The sequence below is a fragment of the Acidimicrobiales bacterium genome, from assembly GCA_035546775.1.
In the GTDB taxonomy this organism is placed as follows: domain Bacteria; phylum Actinomycetota; class Acidimicrobiia; order Acidimicrobiales; family JACCXE01; genus JACCXE01.
On the sequence record DASZWD010000058.1, the window covers coordinates 49,203 to 66,967 of the forward strand.

The 17,765-nt window shown below is 68.1% G+C and carries 16 protein-coding genes; 7 read left to right on the forward strand and 9 right to left on the reverse strand.

Annotation, left to right across the window (positions count from 1 at the left end):
• Window positions 1-2 precede the first annotated feature (2 nt).
• Window positions 3-1,508: an adenylate/guanylate cyclase domain-containing protein gene (locus tag VHC63_14870; GenBank protein HVV37889.1), complete on the forward strand. Its 1,506-nt coding sequence runs from the start codon at window positions 3-5 to the stop codon at window positions 1,506-1,508.
• A gap of 3 nt (window positions 1,509-1,511) precedes the next feature.
• Here VHC63_14870 and VHC63_14875 read toward each other — a convergent pair whose 3' ends face one another.
• The 5 genes from VHC63_14875 to VHC63_14895 all read right to left on the reverse strand — a co-directional run bounded on the left by VHC63_14875 (window position 1,512) and on the right by VHC63_14895 (window position 6,869).
• Window positions 1,512-2,999 carry a PAS domain S-box protein gene (locus VHC63_14875; protein HVV37890.1) on the reverse strand — a complete coding sequence of 496 codons (1,488 nt, stop codon included), beginning with the start codon at window positions 2,997-2,999 and terminating at the stop codon, window positions 1,512-1,514.
• Window positions 3,000-3,073: 74 nt separating this feature from the next.
• Window positions 3,074-3,946 (reverse strand): hypothetical protein, encoded by an 873-nt coding sequence (locus VHC63_14880; protein HVV37891.1) that lies wholly within the window; start codon window positions 3,944-3,946, stop codon window positions 3,074-3,076.
• Window positions 3,947-3,967: 21 nt separating this feature from the next.
• Window positions 3,968-5,551 (reverse strand): alkaline phosphatase family protein, encoded by a 1,584-nt coding sequence (locus VHC63_14885; protein HVV37892.1) that lies wholly within the window; start codon window positions 5,549-5,551, stop codon window positions 3,968-3,970.
• A gap of 26 nt (window positions 5,552-5,577) precedes the next feature.
• Window positions 5,578-6,405 (reverse strand): MBL fold metallo-hydrolase, encoded by an 828-nt coding sequence (locus VHC63_14890; GenBank protein HVV37893.1) that lies wholly within the window; start codon window positions 6,403-6,405, stop codon window positions 5,578-5,580.
• Between the two features lie 53 nt (window positions 6,406-6,458).
• Entirely contained in the window at window positions 6,459-6,869 is a 411-nt protein-coding gene (locus VHC63_14895) for a PAS domain-containing protein (protein HVV37894.1), read from the reverse strand.
• A 36-nt stretch (window positions 6,870-6,905) separates the two neighbouring features.
• Here VHC63_14895 and VHC63_14900 point away from each other — a divergent pair, with 36 nt between their 5' ends.
• Window positions 6,906-7,370: a hypothetical protein gene (locus tag VHC63_14900; GenBank protein ID HVV37895.1), complete on the forward strand. Its 465-nt coding sequence runs from the start codon at window positions 6,906-6,908 to the stop codon at window positions 7,368-7,370.
• Here VHC63_14900 and VHC63_14905 read toward each other — a convergent pair.
• A complete protein-coding gene (locus VHC63_14905) occupies window positions 7,339-8,106 on the reverse strand; it encodes a DNA-formamidopyrimidine glycosylase family protein (GenBank protein ID HVV37896.1) in 768 nt (255 codons plus the stop codon). The two genes, VHC63_14900 and VHC63_14905, sit on opposite strands and share 32 nt — an antisense overlap.
• Window positions 8,107-8,202: 96 nt before the next feature.
• On the opposite strand from VHC63_14905, the gene VHC63_14910 reads away from it, so the two are divergent.
• Genes VHC63_14910 through VHC63_14920 form a run of 3 tightly spaced genes read left to right on the forward strand, consistent with a single transcriptional unit; the run spans window position 8,203 to window position 11,560 of the window.
• Entirely contained in the window at window positions 8,203-9,576 is a 1,374-nt protein-coding gene (locus tag VHC63_14910; GenBank protein ID HVV37897.1) for a cystathionine beta-synthase, read from the forward strand.
• Window positions 9,573-10,658 carry a PLP-dependent transferase gene (locus VHC63_14915; protein HVV37898.1) on the forward strand — a complete coding sequence of 362 codons (1,086 nt, stop codon included), beginning with the start codon at window positions 9,573-9,575 and terminating at the stop codon, window positions 10,656-10,658. The genes VHC63_14910 and VHC63_14915 overlap by 4 nt, the downstream gene beginning before the upstream one ends.
• Window positions 10,655-11,560: a hypothetical protein gene (locus VHC63_14920; GenBank protein ID HVV37899.1), complete on the forward strand. Its 906-nt coding sequence runs from the start codon at window positions 10,655-10,657 to the stop codon at window positions 11,558-11,560. The genes VHC63_14915 and VHC63_14920 overlap by 4 nt, the downstream gene beginning before the upstream one ends.
• A gap of 3 nt (window positions 11,561-11,563) precedes the next feature.
• On the opposite strand, the gene VHC63_14925 is transcribed toward VHC63_14920, so the two are convergent.
• From VHC63_14925 to VHC63_14935, 3 genes are all read right to left on the reverse strand, one after another.
• Window positions 11,564-13,531, reverse strand: coding sequence for a LamG-like jellyroll fold domain-containing protein (locus VHC63_14925; GenBank protein ID HVV37900.1), 1,968 nt, complete (start codon window positions 13,529-13,531; stop codon window positions 11,564-11,566).
• Complete coding sequence (locus VHC63_14930) at window positions 13,528-14,259, reverse strand: hypothetical protein (GenBank protein ID HVV37901.1); 732 nt, start codon at window positions 14,257-14,259, stop codon at window positions 13,528-13,530. Before VHC63_14930 ends, VHC63_14925 begins: the two co-directional genes overlap by 4 nt.
• Window positions 14,260-14,326: 67 nt before the next feature.
• Window positions 14,327-14,791: a hypothetical protein gene (locus VHC63_14935; GenBank protein ID HVV37902.1), complete on the reverse strand. Its 465-nt coding sequence runs from the start codon at window positions 14,789-14,791 to the stop codon at window positions 14,327-14,329.
• 253 nt (window positions 14,792-15,044) lie between these two features.
• Here VHC63_14935 and VHC63_14940 point away from each other — a divergent pair, with 253 nt between their 5' ends.
• Together VHC63_14940 and VHC63_14945 are read left to right on the forward strand one after the other, a co-directional pair.
• The gene (locus VHC63_14940; protein HVV37903.1) at window positions 15,045-15,716 is read left to right on the forward strand and encodes a hypothetical protein; all 672 of its coding nucleotides are present in this window, start codon (window positions 15,045-15,047) and stop codon (window positions 15,714-15,716) included.
• A gap of 18 nt (window positions 15,717-15,734) precedes the next feature.
• The gene (locus tag VHC63_14945) at window positions 15,735-17,762 is read left to right on the forward strand and encodes a tetratricopeptide repeat protein (GenBank protein HVV37904.1); all 2,028 of its coding nucleotides are present in this window, start codon (window positions 15,735-15,737) and stop codon (window positions 17,760-17,762) included.
• Window positions 17,763-17,765 lie beyond the last annotated feature (3 nt).

The window sequence follows — 17,765 nt, forward strand, 5'->3', positions numbered from 1 at the left end:
CAGTGGAGGGGAACGAGCGGGTCCGGCGGATCGAGCGCGACGTCGCACGCCGGGTGCTCGGCGCCAACCTGCTGGTGAACTCGGTCAGCATCGCTGCAGGGATCGTCGCCGGACTCACGATCCACAAGCTGCCGGACGGGCGCAGTCCCGTCGGGCCGATGGCGCTCATTCTCGGTGGCTCCATCCCCTACTTCGCGCTGTGGGCCTTCGCCAGCCGACTCGTTACGGCGCGCCGGCTGCGGCCGGCGATCGGTTGGATCCTCGAACGGCGGTCGCCGTCGATCGGCGAGACGCTGGCGCTCGCCCGGCAGCCGTCACAGCAGACGCAGGTGATGTTCGCCGCCTGGCTCGTGGGCGCACCGCTCATCGGCTTCGACGTGGCGCGCTATGTGCCCTGGCCCGTCGCGTTCGCCAGCGCGACGCTGTTCGCGCTGGCCGGCACCGTCGCGCTGATGGTCGGCCGGCTCAACGTCGAGGCCTACCTGCGCCCGGTGCTCGCCGAGGCACTCGACGGCGGCACGCTGCCGAGCGATTCGACATCGAGCGTGCTGCCACGCCTGCTGGGCTCGTGGATGTTCGGCTCGGCCGCGTATCTGCTCGGCGTGATCGTCACGCTGGTGGCGTCGAAAGCGGCGCACATCGACATGACCTACACCGCCGCCGCCATCGCGGCGATCGGCCTCGCGGTCGGTGCGACGACGACTATCCGCTCGGCCATCGGCGTGAGCAATCGCGTTGCCGTGCTGCGCGCCGCGCAGCGCGAAGTGGAAGCCGGCGCCCTCGACACGCGCGTCGACGTCGACGACGCGGGCGAGCTCGGTCGCCTGCAAGCGGGCTTCAACCGCATGGTCGAAGGGTTGGCGCAACGGAGACTCGTGGAGGACCTGTTCGGCCGCCACGTCGGCGTCGACGTTGCTCGCCGCGCCGTGCTCGGCGGCGTCGGCAACCTGGCGGGCGAGGAGCGCACGGTCAGCGTGTTGTTCGTCGACATCGTCGGGTCGACGTCGATGACCCAGCACGTGTCACCCAGCCGCGTCATCGAGTTGCTGAACGTCTTCTTCACCGAAGTCATCGACTGTGCGGCCGTGCACGGCGGGTGGGTGAACAAGTTCGAAGGCGACGGCGCGCTGTGCATCTTCGGGGCGCCCGAGGAACTGGCGGATCACGCCGGCAGCGCGCTACGAGCGGCGGCCGACCTGCGGGCGCGCCTCGACAAGCTCACGGAGGCCGAACCGGTACTGCGCGCCGCCATCGGTGTGTCGACGGGTCCGGCGGTCGCCGGCAACGTCGGCAACGAGTCGCGTTACGAGTACACAGTCATCGGCGACGCGGTGAACGAAGCGGCGCGGTTGTCCGAAGTCGCCAAGACGAAGCCGGGACTGTTGTTGGTGAGCACTCGCACGATGGAAGCGTGCGACGGCTACTCGGACTGCTGGGTGGCCGAGCGCCGCATCCGCCTGCGCGGCCACGAGGACACGACGACGGCCTTCACGTGGTTGGGGCCGTAGCGGTCAGACGGCGGTCGGCAGCATCTCGTTGATGGTCGACAGCACGCCCATCAGGCTGCCACCTTTCTCGATGTAGGCGTCGGCGCCGGCGAGCAGCGCCGGCTGACGCATGCGGGCGCCGTCGAAGCCCGACAACACGATGATCTTGGCGTTCGGCAGCTTGTTGCGGATCACGGGCAGCGCCTCGAGGCCGTCCATCACCGGCATGGCGAGGTCCAGCACGACGACGTCGGGGGTGAGCTCGTCGGCCAACGCGATTGCCGCTTGGCCGTCGACCGCCTCGCCCACGACCTCGAACGAACCGTCGGCGTTGAACACGCGGCGCAGCAGAACACGAATGTCGCGCGCGTCGTCGACGAGCAGCACGCGGTGCACCGGCAAGTGCTTCGACCGATCTTCGGCGGCCGGGAGTTCGGGCAGCGCGGGGACGGCGGGACGCGCCCGCTCAAGTTCGCCGGCGTCGAAGTCGTTGTCCGTGCCGGCGAGCAAGTCGTTCATCATCAGGCGCGCCGAGGTGACCGTACGTCGCAACGCGGCGTGGGCCGCTTCCTCGTAGCCCGCTTCGAAGGCGTACAACGCGGCCGACAAGCCCTGCACGACGTTGTCGTTGATCTCGAGGGCGTGCCGGCGCCGCACTTCGGCGTCGTGGAGGCGCAGGGCGAACTCGGCGGCACGCTTGCGCTCGGTGATGTCGCGCACGAACGCCGCGACCATCGTGCCCTCGCCGTTGCGCAACACCCCAAGGCTGATGTCGACGGGTACCTCTGATCCGTCCTTGCGCCGGGCGATGACTTCGAGCGCCGTTCCCATCGGCCGAGCCACGGGGCAACCCATGTAGGCGGCGCGGTGCACGCGGTGCGCCAACCTGAGTCGCTCCGGAATGAGCATCTCGATGTGCTGGCCGATGAGTTCCTCGGGTGCGTACCCGAACAGTTCTTCGGTGCGCTCGTTGATTTGGTGAATGGCGCCAGCGCGGTCGACAACGATCAGCGCGTCCGGTGACGCCTCGACGAGCGACGCGAAGCGAGCGCTGACGCGTTGCGCCTCCTCCTCGGCGCGCCGCTGTTCGGTGATGTCGCGGCAGATGCCGTACATCCGTATCGGGTTGCCATCGTCGTCGACCGCGACCTCGCCGTACGAGTCGAGAATGCGCACCTCGCCGGTCGGGCGCACGATGCGTTCCTCCATGTGGTACGGCTCGTGGGTCTGGAAGGCGCGCATGTGCACCGCCTTCACCTTCTCGCGATCGTCCGGATGGATGAACTCCATGAACTTCTCGTACGACGCGTTGAACGACTGCGGCTCAGTGCCGTAGATCCGGTAGAGCTCGTCACTCCACGAGTTCGTGTCGTTGACGATGTGCCAGTCGTAACTGCCCATCGAGCCGACGCGTTGCGCCTCGGCCAAACGGGCCTCGTTACGTCGTGACTCTTCGAGGGCGCGCTCTGTCATCTCCAGCAGCGCCTCGTAGCGATGCTGTTCGTCCTCCACGCTCACACCAATCGGTCACGCAGAATTCATCGTTAACAACACCCGCGCAACTTTCTCAACACTGCGCGGAGGCGTTACCCCGCTTGGCGTAGGAGATCCTGGAGGTCGGCGACGTCGCTGGCCGCCGGCACCGCCACGTCGACCGTTTTGCCGAAGTCGTACATCTCTTGCGTGATGCTGAGCGTGCCCTTGAACGGGTTGGTCGCGGCGGCCTGCGCGGACGACAGGCACGGCGGGAGCTTCAAGTTGGCCGTGTCGACGGTCTGCTTGAAGCGGCGCATGCGCCCGTCGCTGTCGAGCCACACGTCGACGTTCTGCACCGGGTTGGCGTAGAACGACGCCAGTTGCTGGATCGTCTTCTTCGCGTCGGCCGACGCGTTGTCGGCCACCTTGTTCAGATTGACCTCGACTTGGTAGTGCGTCGTGTTCGTGCCGCGGACCGATTCATTCCCGGCCGCCGTGACCTTGTCGGCGGCGTCGAGGATGCGCAGTCCCGACGTCGGGTCCCCGGATTGGTTCTTCAGCAGCGCAGTGAAGTCGATGTCGGGGCACACACTCTTCATGGCCGCACCGACGTCGAGCTTGAGCCAGTGCTTTCCCGTCTCCTGGGCCATCTGCGGGATCTTCATGTACTCGACGAAGGAGTCGCCGACGTCCATGATCGCTTCGATCGTGCCGGTGCCGCCCGGGATACCGAGCTTGGACGCGTCCACCTCGATCGAGCCCAGGTGGTGGTCGAAGTCGAAGGCTCCGTCGAAGGACGTATTCGAGAGCGCACCCTGGCCGCCGGCGATGGTCACCGTCATCGCCGCCGTCCGGGCGGACTGCGTTTTGTTCGCCGCCGCCTGCACGGCTTCGAGCGGTGTCGCCTTGGACCCTCCACCACACGCACCCCCGGCGAGTGCGGCAAACAACAGGACGGCGACCGGTGTCTGGAGTCGGGGCATGTCCGGACTGTAACGACCGCTTTAGTCGCTCTGCACCGTCTTGAGCAGTTCTGGGCGCGAGTGCAGGAAGCTGTCCTCGAACTTCCAGTCGGTTCGGATGCCGAACTTCTCGTACCAGCCGGCCTCGAGAAGCTTCTGGACGCCGCTCGGATCCTTTTCGCCGAACTTGCTGCCACCGGGCAGCGGGTTGTGCGGCACCGGGATCGGCGGCAGCGGCCATGACGGCAGACCCGAGATGTGGCCGGCGATCGGGAAGTTCAGCGGGTCAGACGCTTCGGTGTTGATCGTGATGTTGGCGGTGTCGATCGCCGACTTCCGCCACGCGGTCAACGGCGCGCTGTAGGGGGTGAACGCGTGCTCGGGTTGGAAGCTACGGAAGGCTCCGAAGGCGCGCTCGATCGAATTCGTCGCCCGCATGCGCGTCGTCAGGTACGGCAGGTTCCAGTTGTCGGCGATGAACTTGTTGATCGACGTGTGCTCGAACAGTGTGTGGTCGACCGCTCCGGCGCGGTGCGTCCAGGGGCTCACGATCATCGACGGGATGCGGAAGCCCAGCTGACCGAAGTCGTCCTCGCCGCCGGGGTCCTTCGGCGTGCCGCGATCGTCGGCCAGCCGGGGCGGGTCGACGTGGTCGAAGAAGCCGCCCCATTCGTCGTAGGTGATGACGAGCGCGCCCTGGCGGTAATGCCGCGAGTTCACGAACGCCTCGGTGATGTCGGACAGGAACGTCTGCCCGAGCCGGAGGTCCGAGTGCGGATGGTCGTCGTTGCCGAACTCGTTCGTGTTGAAGAACGGGTTGATGAACGAAACGGCCGGCAGCGTGCCGGTCTCACACGCGGCGAAGTAATCGCTGACATGGCGGAGCCGGTTCACGTGCCGCGCGCCCCAGTACGCCAGCTCCGGCAGGTTGGAGTAGTAACAAGCGGCGCTGACGTTGAAGCGGTCGTAGAGGTCCCACATCGTCGACCACGTCCAACCGAGGGCCCAGTCGTGGTGGCCCTTAGCGGCGTACTCCGGTGGGGTCTTGTTGTCCTTGAGTCCCCCGGACTGGCTCGAGTGCAGGTAGTACCGGTTCGGTTCGGTCGGACCCAGTAATGAACAGTGCCAGCGGTCATAGGTCTGGTACTGCCGGACGAGCTGGGCGAACACCGGCACGTCGACGGCGTCGTAGTAACTGAGGCTGAACTCGTCGTTCTTCGTCTTGGGATCAAGCCATCCGTTGACGCGTCCGAGGGCGCGCTCGGCGCGACCTCCGTCCCAGCTGTGTGACGGATCGGCGAACCCGCGCCCGTGGAAGTTCTGCCGACCGTTGGCGCCCCAGTTGGCCGTCGTACGCGTCTGGCCGACGTGGCCCGGGCGCAGATCGGGGAACGTCTGCACCTGACGGCCGTCGAAGGCCGGGTTCTCCTTGCCGTACCAGCCGAGCAAGTGGTCGACCGATCGGTTCTCCTGCATGACGATCACGATGTGCTTGATCGGCGTGCGTGTGGCGCGCCCGGGTATGACGCGCTTGATCAGATGAAACGCCGCGTTGTTGTGCACGTGCGTTGCCGCGACGCCCCCAGCGGCAGCCTTCAAGAAAGTCCTGCGGTCCACGCTCCCCATGCAAGCGAGGGTAAATGAACTGACGGCTAATACGGAATCGCGTCGAGGGAAACTTCGTCGGGACCAACGTCGATGGTCATGCCCTCCCACGCCGAGGACACGCATTGCTCGCCGTCGCCGCCCCACAACCGGCACGCGTCGTCGTTCAGCAGATCGAGTTCGGCATCGGTGTGGTACGGGTCGTGGTGGAAGAGCACCAAGTGACCGACTTCGGCCTTTTGGGCGAACGCCACCACGTGCCCGATCGCCGAGTGGCCCCACCCCGCGTGGCGCGGGTATTCGTCGTCGCCGTACTGCGCGTCGTGTAGCAACACATCGGCCTCGCGCGCCAGCCCGTGGCCGCTGATCCAGTCGGCAGGTTGTAGCGCGAGATCGAGGCCAGCGATGCCGGGTTCGTGATCGGGTAAGTACACAATCGACCGGCCCTTCTCCTCGACGCGGTAGCCGACGGTGGGGCCCTGGTGCGTCACCAGCGACGCGCGCACGGTCATGCCTCCGATCTCGACGGGATCGGTCGGCGCGTCGTGGAACGTGAGTTGGCACGGGATGTCGGCCACGCGCACGGGAAACAGCGGCGGCGACATGTACGTCGCGATCCGGTCGGCGAGGGGCTGCACCGGCGACGCCGGTCCCCAAACGTGCACCTCGGCGTCGGGCGCAAAGAGCGGCCGGAAGAAGCCGAGCCCTTGCAGGTGATCCATGTGCAGGTGCGTGAGGAAAACGTGAATTTGCTTCACGCCGTCCTCGACCATCTGCACACCGAGCGGCCGCATGCCAGTGCCAGCGTCGAGGACGACCGCTTCGCCACCGGTACCGGTTATCGCGACACACGACGTGTTGCCGCCGTAGCGCATCGTTTCGGGTCCTGGCGCAGCGACCGAGCCCCGGCAGCCCCACACCCGGGCTCTCAAGCCTTTGCCTCCCAGAACACGGTGAGCACGCCGTGCATCTCGCCGGTGTGGCCGAACAAGGGATAAGCGGTGATCTCCCACGCCACCTTGGCCCCGCCGTCGAGCGGCGTCGCCAGCAGCCGGCTGTGCGCCGGCTCGCGCTGGTTGAAGGCGATGCCCGGCGGTGAGTCGCGCTTGCGCAGCGGCTCGCCGTTGAGGCCCTCGAGGTTGAGCATGTTGCCGAAGTCCGCGGCAGTGACTTGCCCCAACTCGGCGTACGTCTTGCCCAGCATCAGCTCGGCCGCTTCGTTGAAGAACACGAGCATGCCGTTGGCGTCGATGAGGAACATCGGCGTCGCCAGGTTCGCCGCCAGCTCGCGGGCGAGGATGAGCGGAAGGCTGCGCGGCGCGCCGTCGGCCTCGGTCATGGAGCGGAGGTTACGTGCCGATGCCAAGCTCGCGCTGTGGACCTCGTCACACACAAGACGCTGCAGTTCGCGCGACCGCGCGCCGACGTGTGGTCGGCGATGGGTGACGTCGGCTCGTACCAGCGATGGTGGCCGTGGTTACGCAGCTTCGAGGCGCGGGCGCTGGCTTCGGGCGAGGCGTGGCACTGCACCGTGCGACCGCCTCTCCCCTACACCGTGAAGTTCACCATCGCCTTCGAAGACGTCGTGGCCGAGCGGTACGCGCAGGCCCACGTGTCAGGCGACGTCGCCGGCGACGCCACGCTCACCCTCGACGACACCGATCTTGGGTGCGTCGTGGTGGTGCGCTCGAATCTGTCGCCGCGCTCGACGTTCTTGCGCTTGCTCGCCTCGACCTTCCCGCCCGTGGCGCGCTACGGCCACGACTGGGTCTTGTCGACGGGCGCCGACCAATTCGCCATGCGCGCCCTCAATGCTGATGAGCGGGACACCACCACGTAGTGCGCCCGCCGACGGTGGCCCGCGCCAGCGCCGCCCCGTCTTTCGGGCACCGTCCTCCTGGTTTTCGGTGGGCGATCAAGTCGCCGGTGTGTGACCCGCCGCGCTTGTGCAGGTCGCGCAGCGTCGCCTTGAGGTGCTTGAAGAGGGTCTTGATCTCGGGCGGTGCGAGCGACCGCGCCGGGCGGTCGGGTGCAAGACCGGCGCGCCACAGCGTCTCGTCGGCGATGAGGTTGCCGATGCCGGCGAGGCGGTGCTGCGTCATCAGGCGCGCCTTGAGCGGCGCGTCGGACGCCAGCACGGCGGTGAAGTCCTTCAGCGACACTGCGTCGGCGTCGTGGCCCATCCGCGCCTCGTGCGGGTCGAGCGACACGCCGCCGAGGCGGCGCGGGTCGTTTATGACGAGTCGGGATCCGTCGGTGAACGTGAGGGCAAAGCGATCCCACGCCGGGTCCTTGCGCTTGCTCGAATAGATCAGTTCGTCGACGCCCTCGACTCCGTCGACGATCAGCCGGCCGGTCATGCCGAAGCGCATGCCGATCGTCGGGCCGTCGGTGTCGACCAGCAGCAGCTTGCCGATGCGTCGCGTGCCGGTGATCGTCTTGCCCTTGAGCACGCGGGCGATCGTGCGCGGGCTGGTCCCGTCCTTGAGATACCAGGCGTCGGGCGCGTGCACTTTGGCAATCGTGCGCCCGAGCACGCGATCGGCCACGCGCCGGTACGCCTCGATCTCGACCATCTCGGGCACGTCACCGGTTTAGCCTCTTCGTTGGCGCCCTACGGGCGCACAACGAGAGGAGCCTCACAGTCTGGACGGCTCGCTTACGCTCGCTCTATGGCAGAGATGGAAGTCGCCAACTCGCTGCTCGACCTCGTCGGTAATACGCCGCTCGTGCGCCTTGACCGTATGGGCAAGGACCTGTCGTGCACCTTGCTGGCCAAGCTCGAGTTCCTGAACGCCGGGGGCAGCGTCAAGGACCGACCGGCCGTGGCCATGATCGACGCCGCCGAGCGCGATGGTCGCCTCAAACCGGGCGGGACGATCGTCGAGCCGACGTCGGGCAACACCGGCGTGGGTCTCGCCATCGTGGCGGCCCGTCGCGGCTATCGCTGCGTGTTCATCATGCCGGACAAGATGGCGCCCGAGAAGATCGCGCTCCTGCGCGCGTACGGCGCCGAAGTCATCGTGTGCCCGACGGCGGTATCGCCGGAGCATCCCGACAGCTACTACTCCGTGTCCAACCGCTTGGCGAACGAGATCCCCAACGCGTTCAAGCCGGACCAGTACTCGAATCCGGCGAACCCGCAGTCGCACTTCGAGTCGACCGGCCCCGAGATCTGGCGCCAGACCGCTGGGCGCATCACGCACTTCGTCGCCGGCATCGGCACCGGCGGCACGATCAGCGGCACGGGCCGTTTCCTCAAGTCGCAGGACGCCAACGTGCAGATCATCGGGGCTGATCCCGAAGGCTCCGTGTATTCCGGCGGGTCGGGCCGGCCGTATCTCGTCGAAGGCATCGGCGAGGACTTCTGGCCCACGACCTATGACCCGTCGGTGGTCGACCGCGTCGTCATGGTGAGCGACCGCGACAGCTTCCTCACCGCGCGGCGCGTCACGCGCGAGGAAGGCATCCTCGTGGGCGGCTCGGCCGGCACCGCGGTGTGGGCGGCGGTCCAAGTGGGCCGTGAGTTGTCGCACGACGACGTGATGGTGGTGCTCATTCCCGACTCGGGGCGCGGCTACCTGTCGAAGCTCTACAACGACGGGTGGATGGCCGACTTCGGCTTCCTGCGCGCGTCGGGCCAAACCGTCGCCGACGTGCTGGCGCGCAAGGGCCGCGACATCCCCGAACTCGTGCACGTGCACCCGGACGAGACGGTCCGCGCCGCCATCGAGATCCTGCGTGAGTTCGGGGTCTCGCAGATGCCGGTGGTGTCGCACGAACCGCCGGTGGTCGCCGCCGAAGTGCGCGGCGCGGTGCACGAACGCGACCTGCTCGACGCCGCGTTCAAGGACCCGTCGGTGCTCGACGGGCCGCTCGAGAAGGTGATGGGGCCCGCGCTACCGATGCTCGGCGGCGGCGAGCCCGTCGAGGACGCGGTCGCCGCGCTCGAAGCGTCGTCGGCCATCGTCGTGCTCGACGGCGGGCACCCCGTTGGGATCCTGACGCGCTCGGACCTGCTCGAGTTCCTGGTGAATCGCCAATGAGCGCGTTCGAAACGCGGGCGGTACACGCCGGGTGGGAGCCTGATCCGGTCACCGGGGCGGTCGTGCCACCGATCAACCTCTCGACGACTTACGCCCAGCGCTCACCGGCCGATCCCTGCGGCGACTTCGAGTACTCGCGCTCGGGCAACCCGACGCGCGCAGTGCTCGAACGGGCACTCGCAGAACTCGAAGGCGGCGCGCACGGGTTCGCCTTTGCGAGCGGCCTCGCGGCCGAAGACGCCGTGCTGCGCACGCTTCCGTCGGGCGCGCGCGTTGTCATCCCACACGACGCGTATGGCGGCACGTACCGGCTGATCGCGCGCGTGCACGCGCTGGCGGGCCTGCAGTTCGAAGCCGTCGACCTCGGCGATCCGGCGGCGCTGAACCGCGCGGTCACCGACGACACCGCGCTGGTGTGGTGCGAGACCCCGACCAACCCGACGCTCGCCGTCGTCGACATCGGCAACGTCGCGGCGGTGGCGCACGGCGCGGGTGCGCTCCTCGTCGTCGACAACACCTTCGCCACGCCGTACCTGCAGCAGCCGCTGTCGCAGGGCGCCGACGTCGTCGTGCACTCGTCGACCAAGTATCTCGGCGGGCACTCCGACGTCGTCGGTGGCGCGGTCGTTGTGAACGACGACGAATTGGCGGCACGCCTGCGGTTCCTGCAGAACGCGACGGGCGCGGTGCCCGCGCCCTTCGACTGCTGGCTCGTGCTGCGCGGCCTGCGCACCCTCGCAGTGCGCGTCGAGCGCCAGCAGGAGAACGCGCGTGCCGTCGCCGCGTATCTCGAGACCGACCGCAACGTGAGCAAGGTCCTCTACCCCGGTTTCGGCGGGATGGTGTCCTTCCTCCACGCCGGCGGCGAGGAGGGCGCCGTCGACGTGTGTAAGCGCACACGACTGTTCACGCTGGCGGAGAGCCTCGGCGCCGTCGAGTCGCTCATCGAGCACCCGGGCCGGATGACGCACGCGTCCGTCGCCGGCACCTCGAACGAGGTCGACGCTGCGCTGGTCCGGCTCTCGTGCGGCATCGAACACCAGGACGACTTGATCGCCGACCTCGCGCAAGCTCTGGCGTGACTGACCCCGCCGCGCTCGCGCGCCCGCGGTGGCGTGGCCAGCCGCACCGTCTCGAGGTCTGGTACGCCACCTTCACCGACGCGGACGAAACCGGCTACTGGATCCACTACGAGACGGTCGCCCCCACCACCGGAGACCCGTATACCCACGGGTGGGCCGCGGTGTTCCCCGTAGAGGGCGCGCCGCGGGTCGAACGGTTCGGCCCGGACCGGCCCACCGACGCGGCCGACGTCGCACGCGGCATCCTCCGTGGCCGCGCCGGCGCAGTGGAGTGGGACGTCAGCTTCGACGACACGAGCTCACCGTTGTGGACGTTCCCCCGCCGCGTCTGGGAACGCGAACTGCTGCCCGCGGCACAGATCGTGCCGTGGCCCCGCGCCACGTTCCGCGGCACGGTCAGCGTGGACGGAACCGCGAAGCCGATCTCGGCGCGCGGCGCCGTGGCGCGGATCTACGGACACGGCAACGCGCACCGCTGGTGTTGGCTGCACGCCGATCTCGGCGACGGCGCCGTCGTGGAACTCGTGGCCGCCACCGCGCACCGGCGCGGACTGCAGCAACTGCCGATGGTGACGATGCTGCAGCTCCGTGTGCCGGGAGCGGGCGACTGGCCGCGCCTGTCGCTGGCGGCGGCTCCCCTGTTACGGGCGCATCATCACGAAGACGGATTCGTCGTGGGCGGCGTGGTCGGGCGCCGGCGCGTCGGCATCAACGTGCACTGGCCTCACGACCAGTCCGTCACGCTGCAGTACGTCGATCCGAACGGAGATACGGCGACGTGCACCAACTCCGAGCGCGCGTCGGCCAAGGTGGTGCTACAGAAGTGGCGAGGCAAGTGGCAGACCGAACGGTCGTGGCAGGTCGAACACAGCGCCCACGCCGAGATCGGCCGTCGGCCGTAACCGTTAACTGCGAGCGGCGTAATGCGCGGCGACCTGCGCGCCCGACAGCGCGTAGTCGTACAGCGCGACGTCGTCGAGTGAACCCGTGAGGTGTTCGTTGAACCGATCGCTGCCCAGCTGAAGCGGGGATGAAGCATTCGAGTTGATCGTGATCGTCTGGGTGACGAGTAGCACGCCGTCGACGTAGATCTTGCCGGTCGCGCCGTCGTAAGTGAACACGGCATGGTGGAAACTACCGTCGCTCAGATTCGTCGTGTTGGCGTGCACGGTGTTCCCCGTCGCGAGCCAATACTCGATGCTCGTTCCGTTCGACGGCAGCGCAAACAGCGCGTCCTGCGACTGACCCCACGCCACGAGCGCGTCGTACTGCAACGCCGTGCGTTTGAACCACACTTCGATCGATCGCGCCGCGCCGCCGACGGGATGGAACACGGACGTCGCCGTCGCAATCGGACCGGCGTTGGCACCGGTACTCGCATGGTCTCCGTCGCCGAGCGCGCCGCCGGCCGCGTGCGTGATCCCACTGGTGCCGTATGTCAACGCCCGACCGTTGCCCGAATAGTCCTGCGCGCTGAATAGGTCATTCCAGTAGCCCATGGGCTCGTCGAGGCGCCAATACGCCAGCGGACCGTCCGCGACGACCACCGATCGGTAGGACGCGCCCGTGCCCGCCGTCGTCGCCGTGACCGCGGCCGACGCAGGGCTTTCGCCGTAGATCGAATAGGCGCTCACGGTGAACGAGTACGTCGCTGCGCCGTCGAGGCTCGTGAAGGTCGCCGTCGTCGACGGACTCGTCACCGGGCGTGTCGCGACCAACGTTGTCCCGAGATAGGCGCGGACGACGTAAGTGACCGGGACCGGACTCGTGACGGCATTCCAGCTCAGGCTCGCCGAGCGGTTGCCGGGCGTCGCGGTGAGCCCCGTGGGCGGTGAGGTCGTGGCCAGACCGGACGCCGCGAAGTGCGCGGCCACCTTCGCCGCGGACAACGCCGTCGGGTAGATCGCGACTTCGTCGAGGCTGCCGTTCCATGCGAAGCCACCGCTGTCATTGCCAAGGCGCAACGTCGCGTTGACTGGCGTGTTCAGCGAACCCGTCTGCGTCCCGACGAACACGCCGTCGTAGTAGTTCCTGAGGGTCGTGCCGTCGTACGTCACCGCCACGTAGTGCCACAGGTTGTCGTTTTGATTGGGTGTGGCCGGCGCGCCGCCGAGGCTCGCGATTCCCAGCGACGAGCCGTTCGCGCGTAACGGGTTCCCTCCGTAATCCACGAGCGTGTTGCCCGCGGCCGACGTCTTGAACCACAGTTCCCACGTGCGCGGCGCGTTGCCCGTCGGCAAGCCAGCTCCTCCTGAACGGGACGCGGGTGTACCGCCGCCGTTCGAGATGATCGCCGTGTCGTTGTCTCCGACGGTCCCGGCGACGCCGTACGTCACAAACGCCGGCTGGTATGTCGCGTCCTGGGCGTGACCTGACGAGTCCAACGCCACCGTGCCACTCGCCTCACCCAGGCGGTAGTAGACGCTCGGCGAGTCCGACAGAACCGTCGCGCGGTACGCAGCGACCGTGGCCGAGGCACTCTTGGAGCTTTCGGCGCCCAACCAGTTGTTCTGGACGGGCTGCACCGACCACACCCAGGTCCCTGCGGGCACACTGGCTTCGACACAGCTGAGTGCGGTGATCACGCCCGTACAACCCGCCCCGATCGCTTGTTCTTGCAGCGTCGCGCCGTCGAAGCGGCGCACGACGTAACCGTTCACGGCGGGGCCGCCACCGGCAAACGTGCTGGCGGTCCAACTGACTGTCGCTGACGCACCGTTGACGGACACGGTCGGGGTATTCCCCGCCGGCATCAAGCGCGCCCTCGTCGACGCGGCGCCGGGCCCCGTCGCCGTCCAGGACGCGCTGGCCGGCAGCGCGGCGGTAACTACGCCGAGCGCGACAACAACCAGTGCGATCGTCCGCCGGTTCACGGGATCCGGACCGTCCGATTGAGCCGACCACTCGTCGCCGCCGGGTCGTAGGACGCGTCTCCGGCGAACACCACTGAGTAGTGAGACGGCAGCAGCGGCGCTGGGCCGCTGCACCGGCCGCGCCCGTGCATGTCGGTCGTGAGCGTGCATACGAGCTTGCTCCCTACGAGGAACCGAAGGGTGCGGCCGACCACGCCCGCCTGCCCGCCCGACTCGAACAACGACGCGTCGACCTCCGCTGTGCGCGCGGCGGTGAGGCGCACGACCAGCCGTGCGTCGTGCACCACCACGGAAGTCGGCAGTGGGAAGCGCACTCCGTGCCCGCTGAAGCTCAACGTGAACTTCGCGCCCTGGCACGCGTCGGTGACGCCGGTCGCCATCGATACCGTTACCGGGATAACCGTGGTGGCGTTCCCGCCGACGAGCGTCGAGGCGGAGAATCCGGGCGATGACACCGCCGCCTTCGGGCAATTCGACTTGTCGACGCCGACAACGGCGACCGCTAGATCGGTGATGCGCAGCGAGTAGCTGTTCGTGTTGTGCACCGCGAGCGGCAACGACAGCATGGCGCCGGGAAAGAGACCTTCAACCGATCCGCCGATCGTGAACGGGCCCGCGGTGGGGCTTCCCGTCGCCGAAGCGAGGCGCGACGGCAGTCGCCGGCCGTTGCCTTCGGACTGGAGCACCAGGCCGAAGGCAACCGCGGCGACCACGAGGAGCACTCGCACGCATGACGCGCCGACGCGTGTCGCGGACATCGCTACGCCGAAACGGGTGACGAACCGGTGAAAGGGACTACGGGGCGCTGTGGCCGCTGAGGGTGACCGGGATCGTGAACACGAGCCCCTGACAGGCGTCGACCGACGCCGTCGACATCGCGGCCGCACCCGTGAGCGTCACGGTCGATTCGCCGCCGGCCGGTACCGTCCAGGTGCCGGTCTGGTCGGAGTAGGTGACGCTGTTCGAGTTGTCGCACGTCGCGTTGCCCGACGAGATCGAAGCGCTCGCCGTCTGCGCGATGCCCGTGACGACGACGTCGTACGGATTCGGATTTGCGATCCGGACGAGGACGTCGCCACTCCCGCCGGGATACAGCTGAGCCGTCGTCGTAGCCGACACGTCCACGGTCGAAAGCGCTTGCGCGGTCCGCGCCTTGGTGTAACCGCTCCCGGCGCCCGACGCGGTCCATGCGGCGAAGGCCACACCGGTAGCGGCGAAGGCGACCGAAGCCGCGGCAATGACAGAAAGCTTCCGCTTCATGTTGGATCTCCCCTGTGCTCTTGATGTCGTCGCGGCGTTCGCAGCACCCGCCCCGGGCCCCGCTTGGAAATCAAACGCCGGGAGCCAGCAGACCATCACCCAGTGAAAATCCAATGAAAATCGGCAGAAGCGAAGGCGTTTCAGTGGAATTTCAGCGACGACCGGTCTCGTTCCGACCGTGTCGGAGCCCGTTCCAGCTGCCTGGTCGCTGCCACCGGCGTCGCTGTTCGGCATCGCGGCGACGTGGGTCGAAGTGGCGACTGCGGCGCAGCGGGCGTCGGCTCTGAGGTTGCGTGCGGCCGCAGCCGACGCCCTCGGCCTTTACGATCTCGCGCGCGACGACCGCATCGAAGCAGGCGACGACACGCCGTCAGCGAAGCCGGCGCCTGCCTTGTATGCGACCCTCGTCGGAGATTTCACGTTGTTCGTCGGCGGCTCACTTGTCGACGTCGACTCGTGGACCAACCGACGCGCGGGGACGCTGATGCGAGTGCTCGTCGCCCACCGCGGCCGCCCCATCCACCGAACGCAACTCGTCGACTGGTTGTGGGAGTCGCACCCGATGCGGGGCGAGCGTTCGTTTGGGGCCGCGGTTTCGGTCATCCGCCGCGCCCTCGCGGCAGCCGGGACGCCGCGCGACACGCTCTGTCGCGTTGATGATCGCTACGTCATCACCCCGACTCCGAGAACCGACGTTGACGAATTCGAACACGAGCTGCGATGGAGCACAGCAGCGTTGGGGGCACGTCGATTCGACGTGGCGCGGGTCCGGTTGGAACGCGCGCAGCAGTCGTTCGGATCGGGCGCCGTACTCCCGAACGACGGTGAGGCCCCCTGGCTGCGTGAACCGCGAGCGCAGGTTGCCGATCTCCGGGCCGCGGCGGCGCGGATGCTCGCGAAGCTCGCGCGCGCCGCGCGCTCATAGGCTGCGGCCGTGGCGGTCATGGAGGAGATCGAGAGAACGCTCGCGGAGCGGGACTACGACCGCGCCGAGCGGCTGATCTTCCGCGCCGCGATGGACTTTGTCGCCGGAACGCCTGCACCACGCGTGGACGCCGACGCGCTAGAGGCCTGGGTCGACGCCCTCGGCGAGGCGGCGCCGGACCGCGTTTGGATCGCGTACTACCAAGCGTGGGTTGCCCACTCGTCGGGCCAGCCAACGCTGGCCTACATGCTGATGCAGCGCGCAGCCCGCTACGTCGAGATGCGCGCCGCGCAGATGGACGCTGACGACGGGGAGCGGCGAAGGTGGCGCTCGACCGTCAACGTCGCGTTGGCGATGACGGCGATGGCTGCCGGCCAACCCGCTGACATCCCAGCGGCATTCGCCGCGGCCCGGGACGCTCTCGGGATACCGGGACCACAACACCCGACGGTCGTGACGCCCGAGGAGGCGGCGCGCTGGCGAGAAAAGGATCCGCTCGGCGCCATGACGTTCTGGTTGGAGATCGCCGCGATCACCGAAGCCCTGGCGGAATTCGAAGCGCTCGCCGCGGCGCTGAACAACTTGAGCCTCTTCGCGCTCGAACGAGGCGAGCCCATCGCGGCGCGACGGCTGGCCACGCAGTCCTGCGAACTCCGGAGATCGCGCGGCCCGCGGTACTCCTTCGCCACCTCGCTCAACTCGCTCGGTATGGCTGAGCGCGTCGCGGGTGATCTCAATGCCGCCCGCGATGATCTTCTCGAAGCGCGCGCCGTCGCCCTGAGTTGCGGCAACGCGCAGGCCGCCGCGTATGCACTCAGCAACCTGGCGGAAGTCTGCGCCGACGCCGGAGACTTCGACGCGGCGACGGATGCGTTCGAGCGGTCGAGCCGGGAGAAGGAAGCGATGGCCGACACCTTCGGTCTCGCGTGGGGATGGCGGGCGTGGGCGCGCGCACTGCGGCTGCGCGGCCGGGCACCAGAAGCGTTGGAGCTCGCGACCCGCGCCTTCGAATTGCGCCAGACCTCGTTCGACCCCAACGAACGTACGCTCCTCCTGGTTGAGCTCGCGGCTTGCCTGGCGGCGAACGGCAACGGCGAGGCGGCTGCAGCGCGGCTGGGCGAAGCCGACCTCTTCGTGGATCTGTTCGACCTCAAGGCGACGCGCGCCGCGATGCTCGTGCAGCGTTCGCGCGTGTCGGATGACGCCACGCTTCTCAACGAGGCCGAACACCTCGCGGCCCAGTACGGGCTCTTCGCACTCGACCAGGAATTCCGTACTGCATCGCAACGCCACTCAGCAAAGCCCACGTTCACGGCCCGCTTCATCGGCGAGTTCCGGCTCGAGATCGGCGACCGAGTCCTCGATCCGTCTCAATGGAAGAGCCGGCGCGCCGCGGAGATTCTTCGAATCCTTTCGCTGCATGCGGGTCGTCCGGTGCACGGCGACAAGCTCTTGGAGTGGGTGTGGCCCGCGGAGGGCCCCTCGGCGAAGCCGTCGCTCAACGCCGCGATCTCGACGATCCGGCGCGCACTCGAAAGCATCGGCGCAGGCCGCGAGCTCTTGGCGCGCGACGGCGAGCGGTACGCGTTGGTCGGTTTCGCGGGATCAGATGTGCAGGACTTCGAAACGCTCGTTACGCGGGCGCGAACGGCCGAAGGCTCCGGGCGCGACGTCCTTGCGTCCGCCTTGCTGGAACACGCGCTCGAACGCTGGCGCGGGACGGAGTTCCTCCCGGCCGACCGCTATGCGGAGTGGGCCGCCAGTGAGCGCGGGCGCATCGAGGAACTCGTGGCCGTTACCCGCGAGCACGCCGCGGAGTTGCTCCTCGAGCAGGGTCAATACGAAGAGGCGCTCGTCGTGGTCCAGGAAGCCCTGGTCGCATCGGCCGCCCGTGAATCCGCATACCGGCTCTTGATCCGCGTACACCTCGCGCGCGACGACCGCGGCTCAGCACAGCGCGCTCTCGCCGACTGCACGGCCGCACTCGACGCCGAACTCGGCGTGCCCCCGTCGAGATCGACTACCGACCTCCTGCGGGACAGTTAGGAC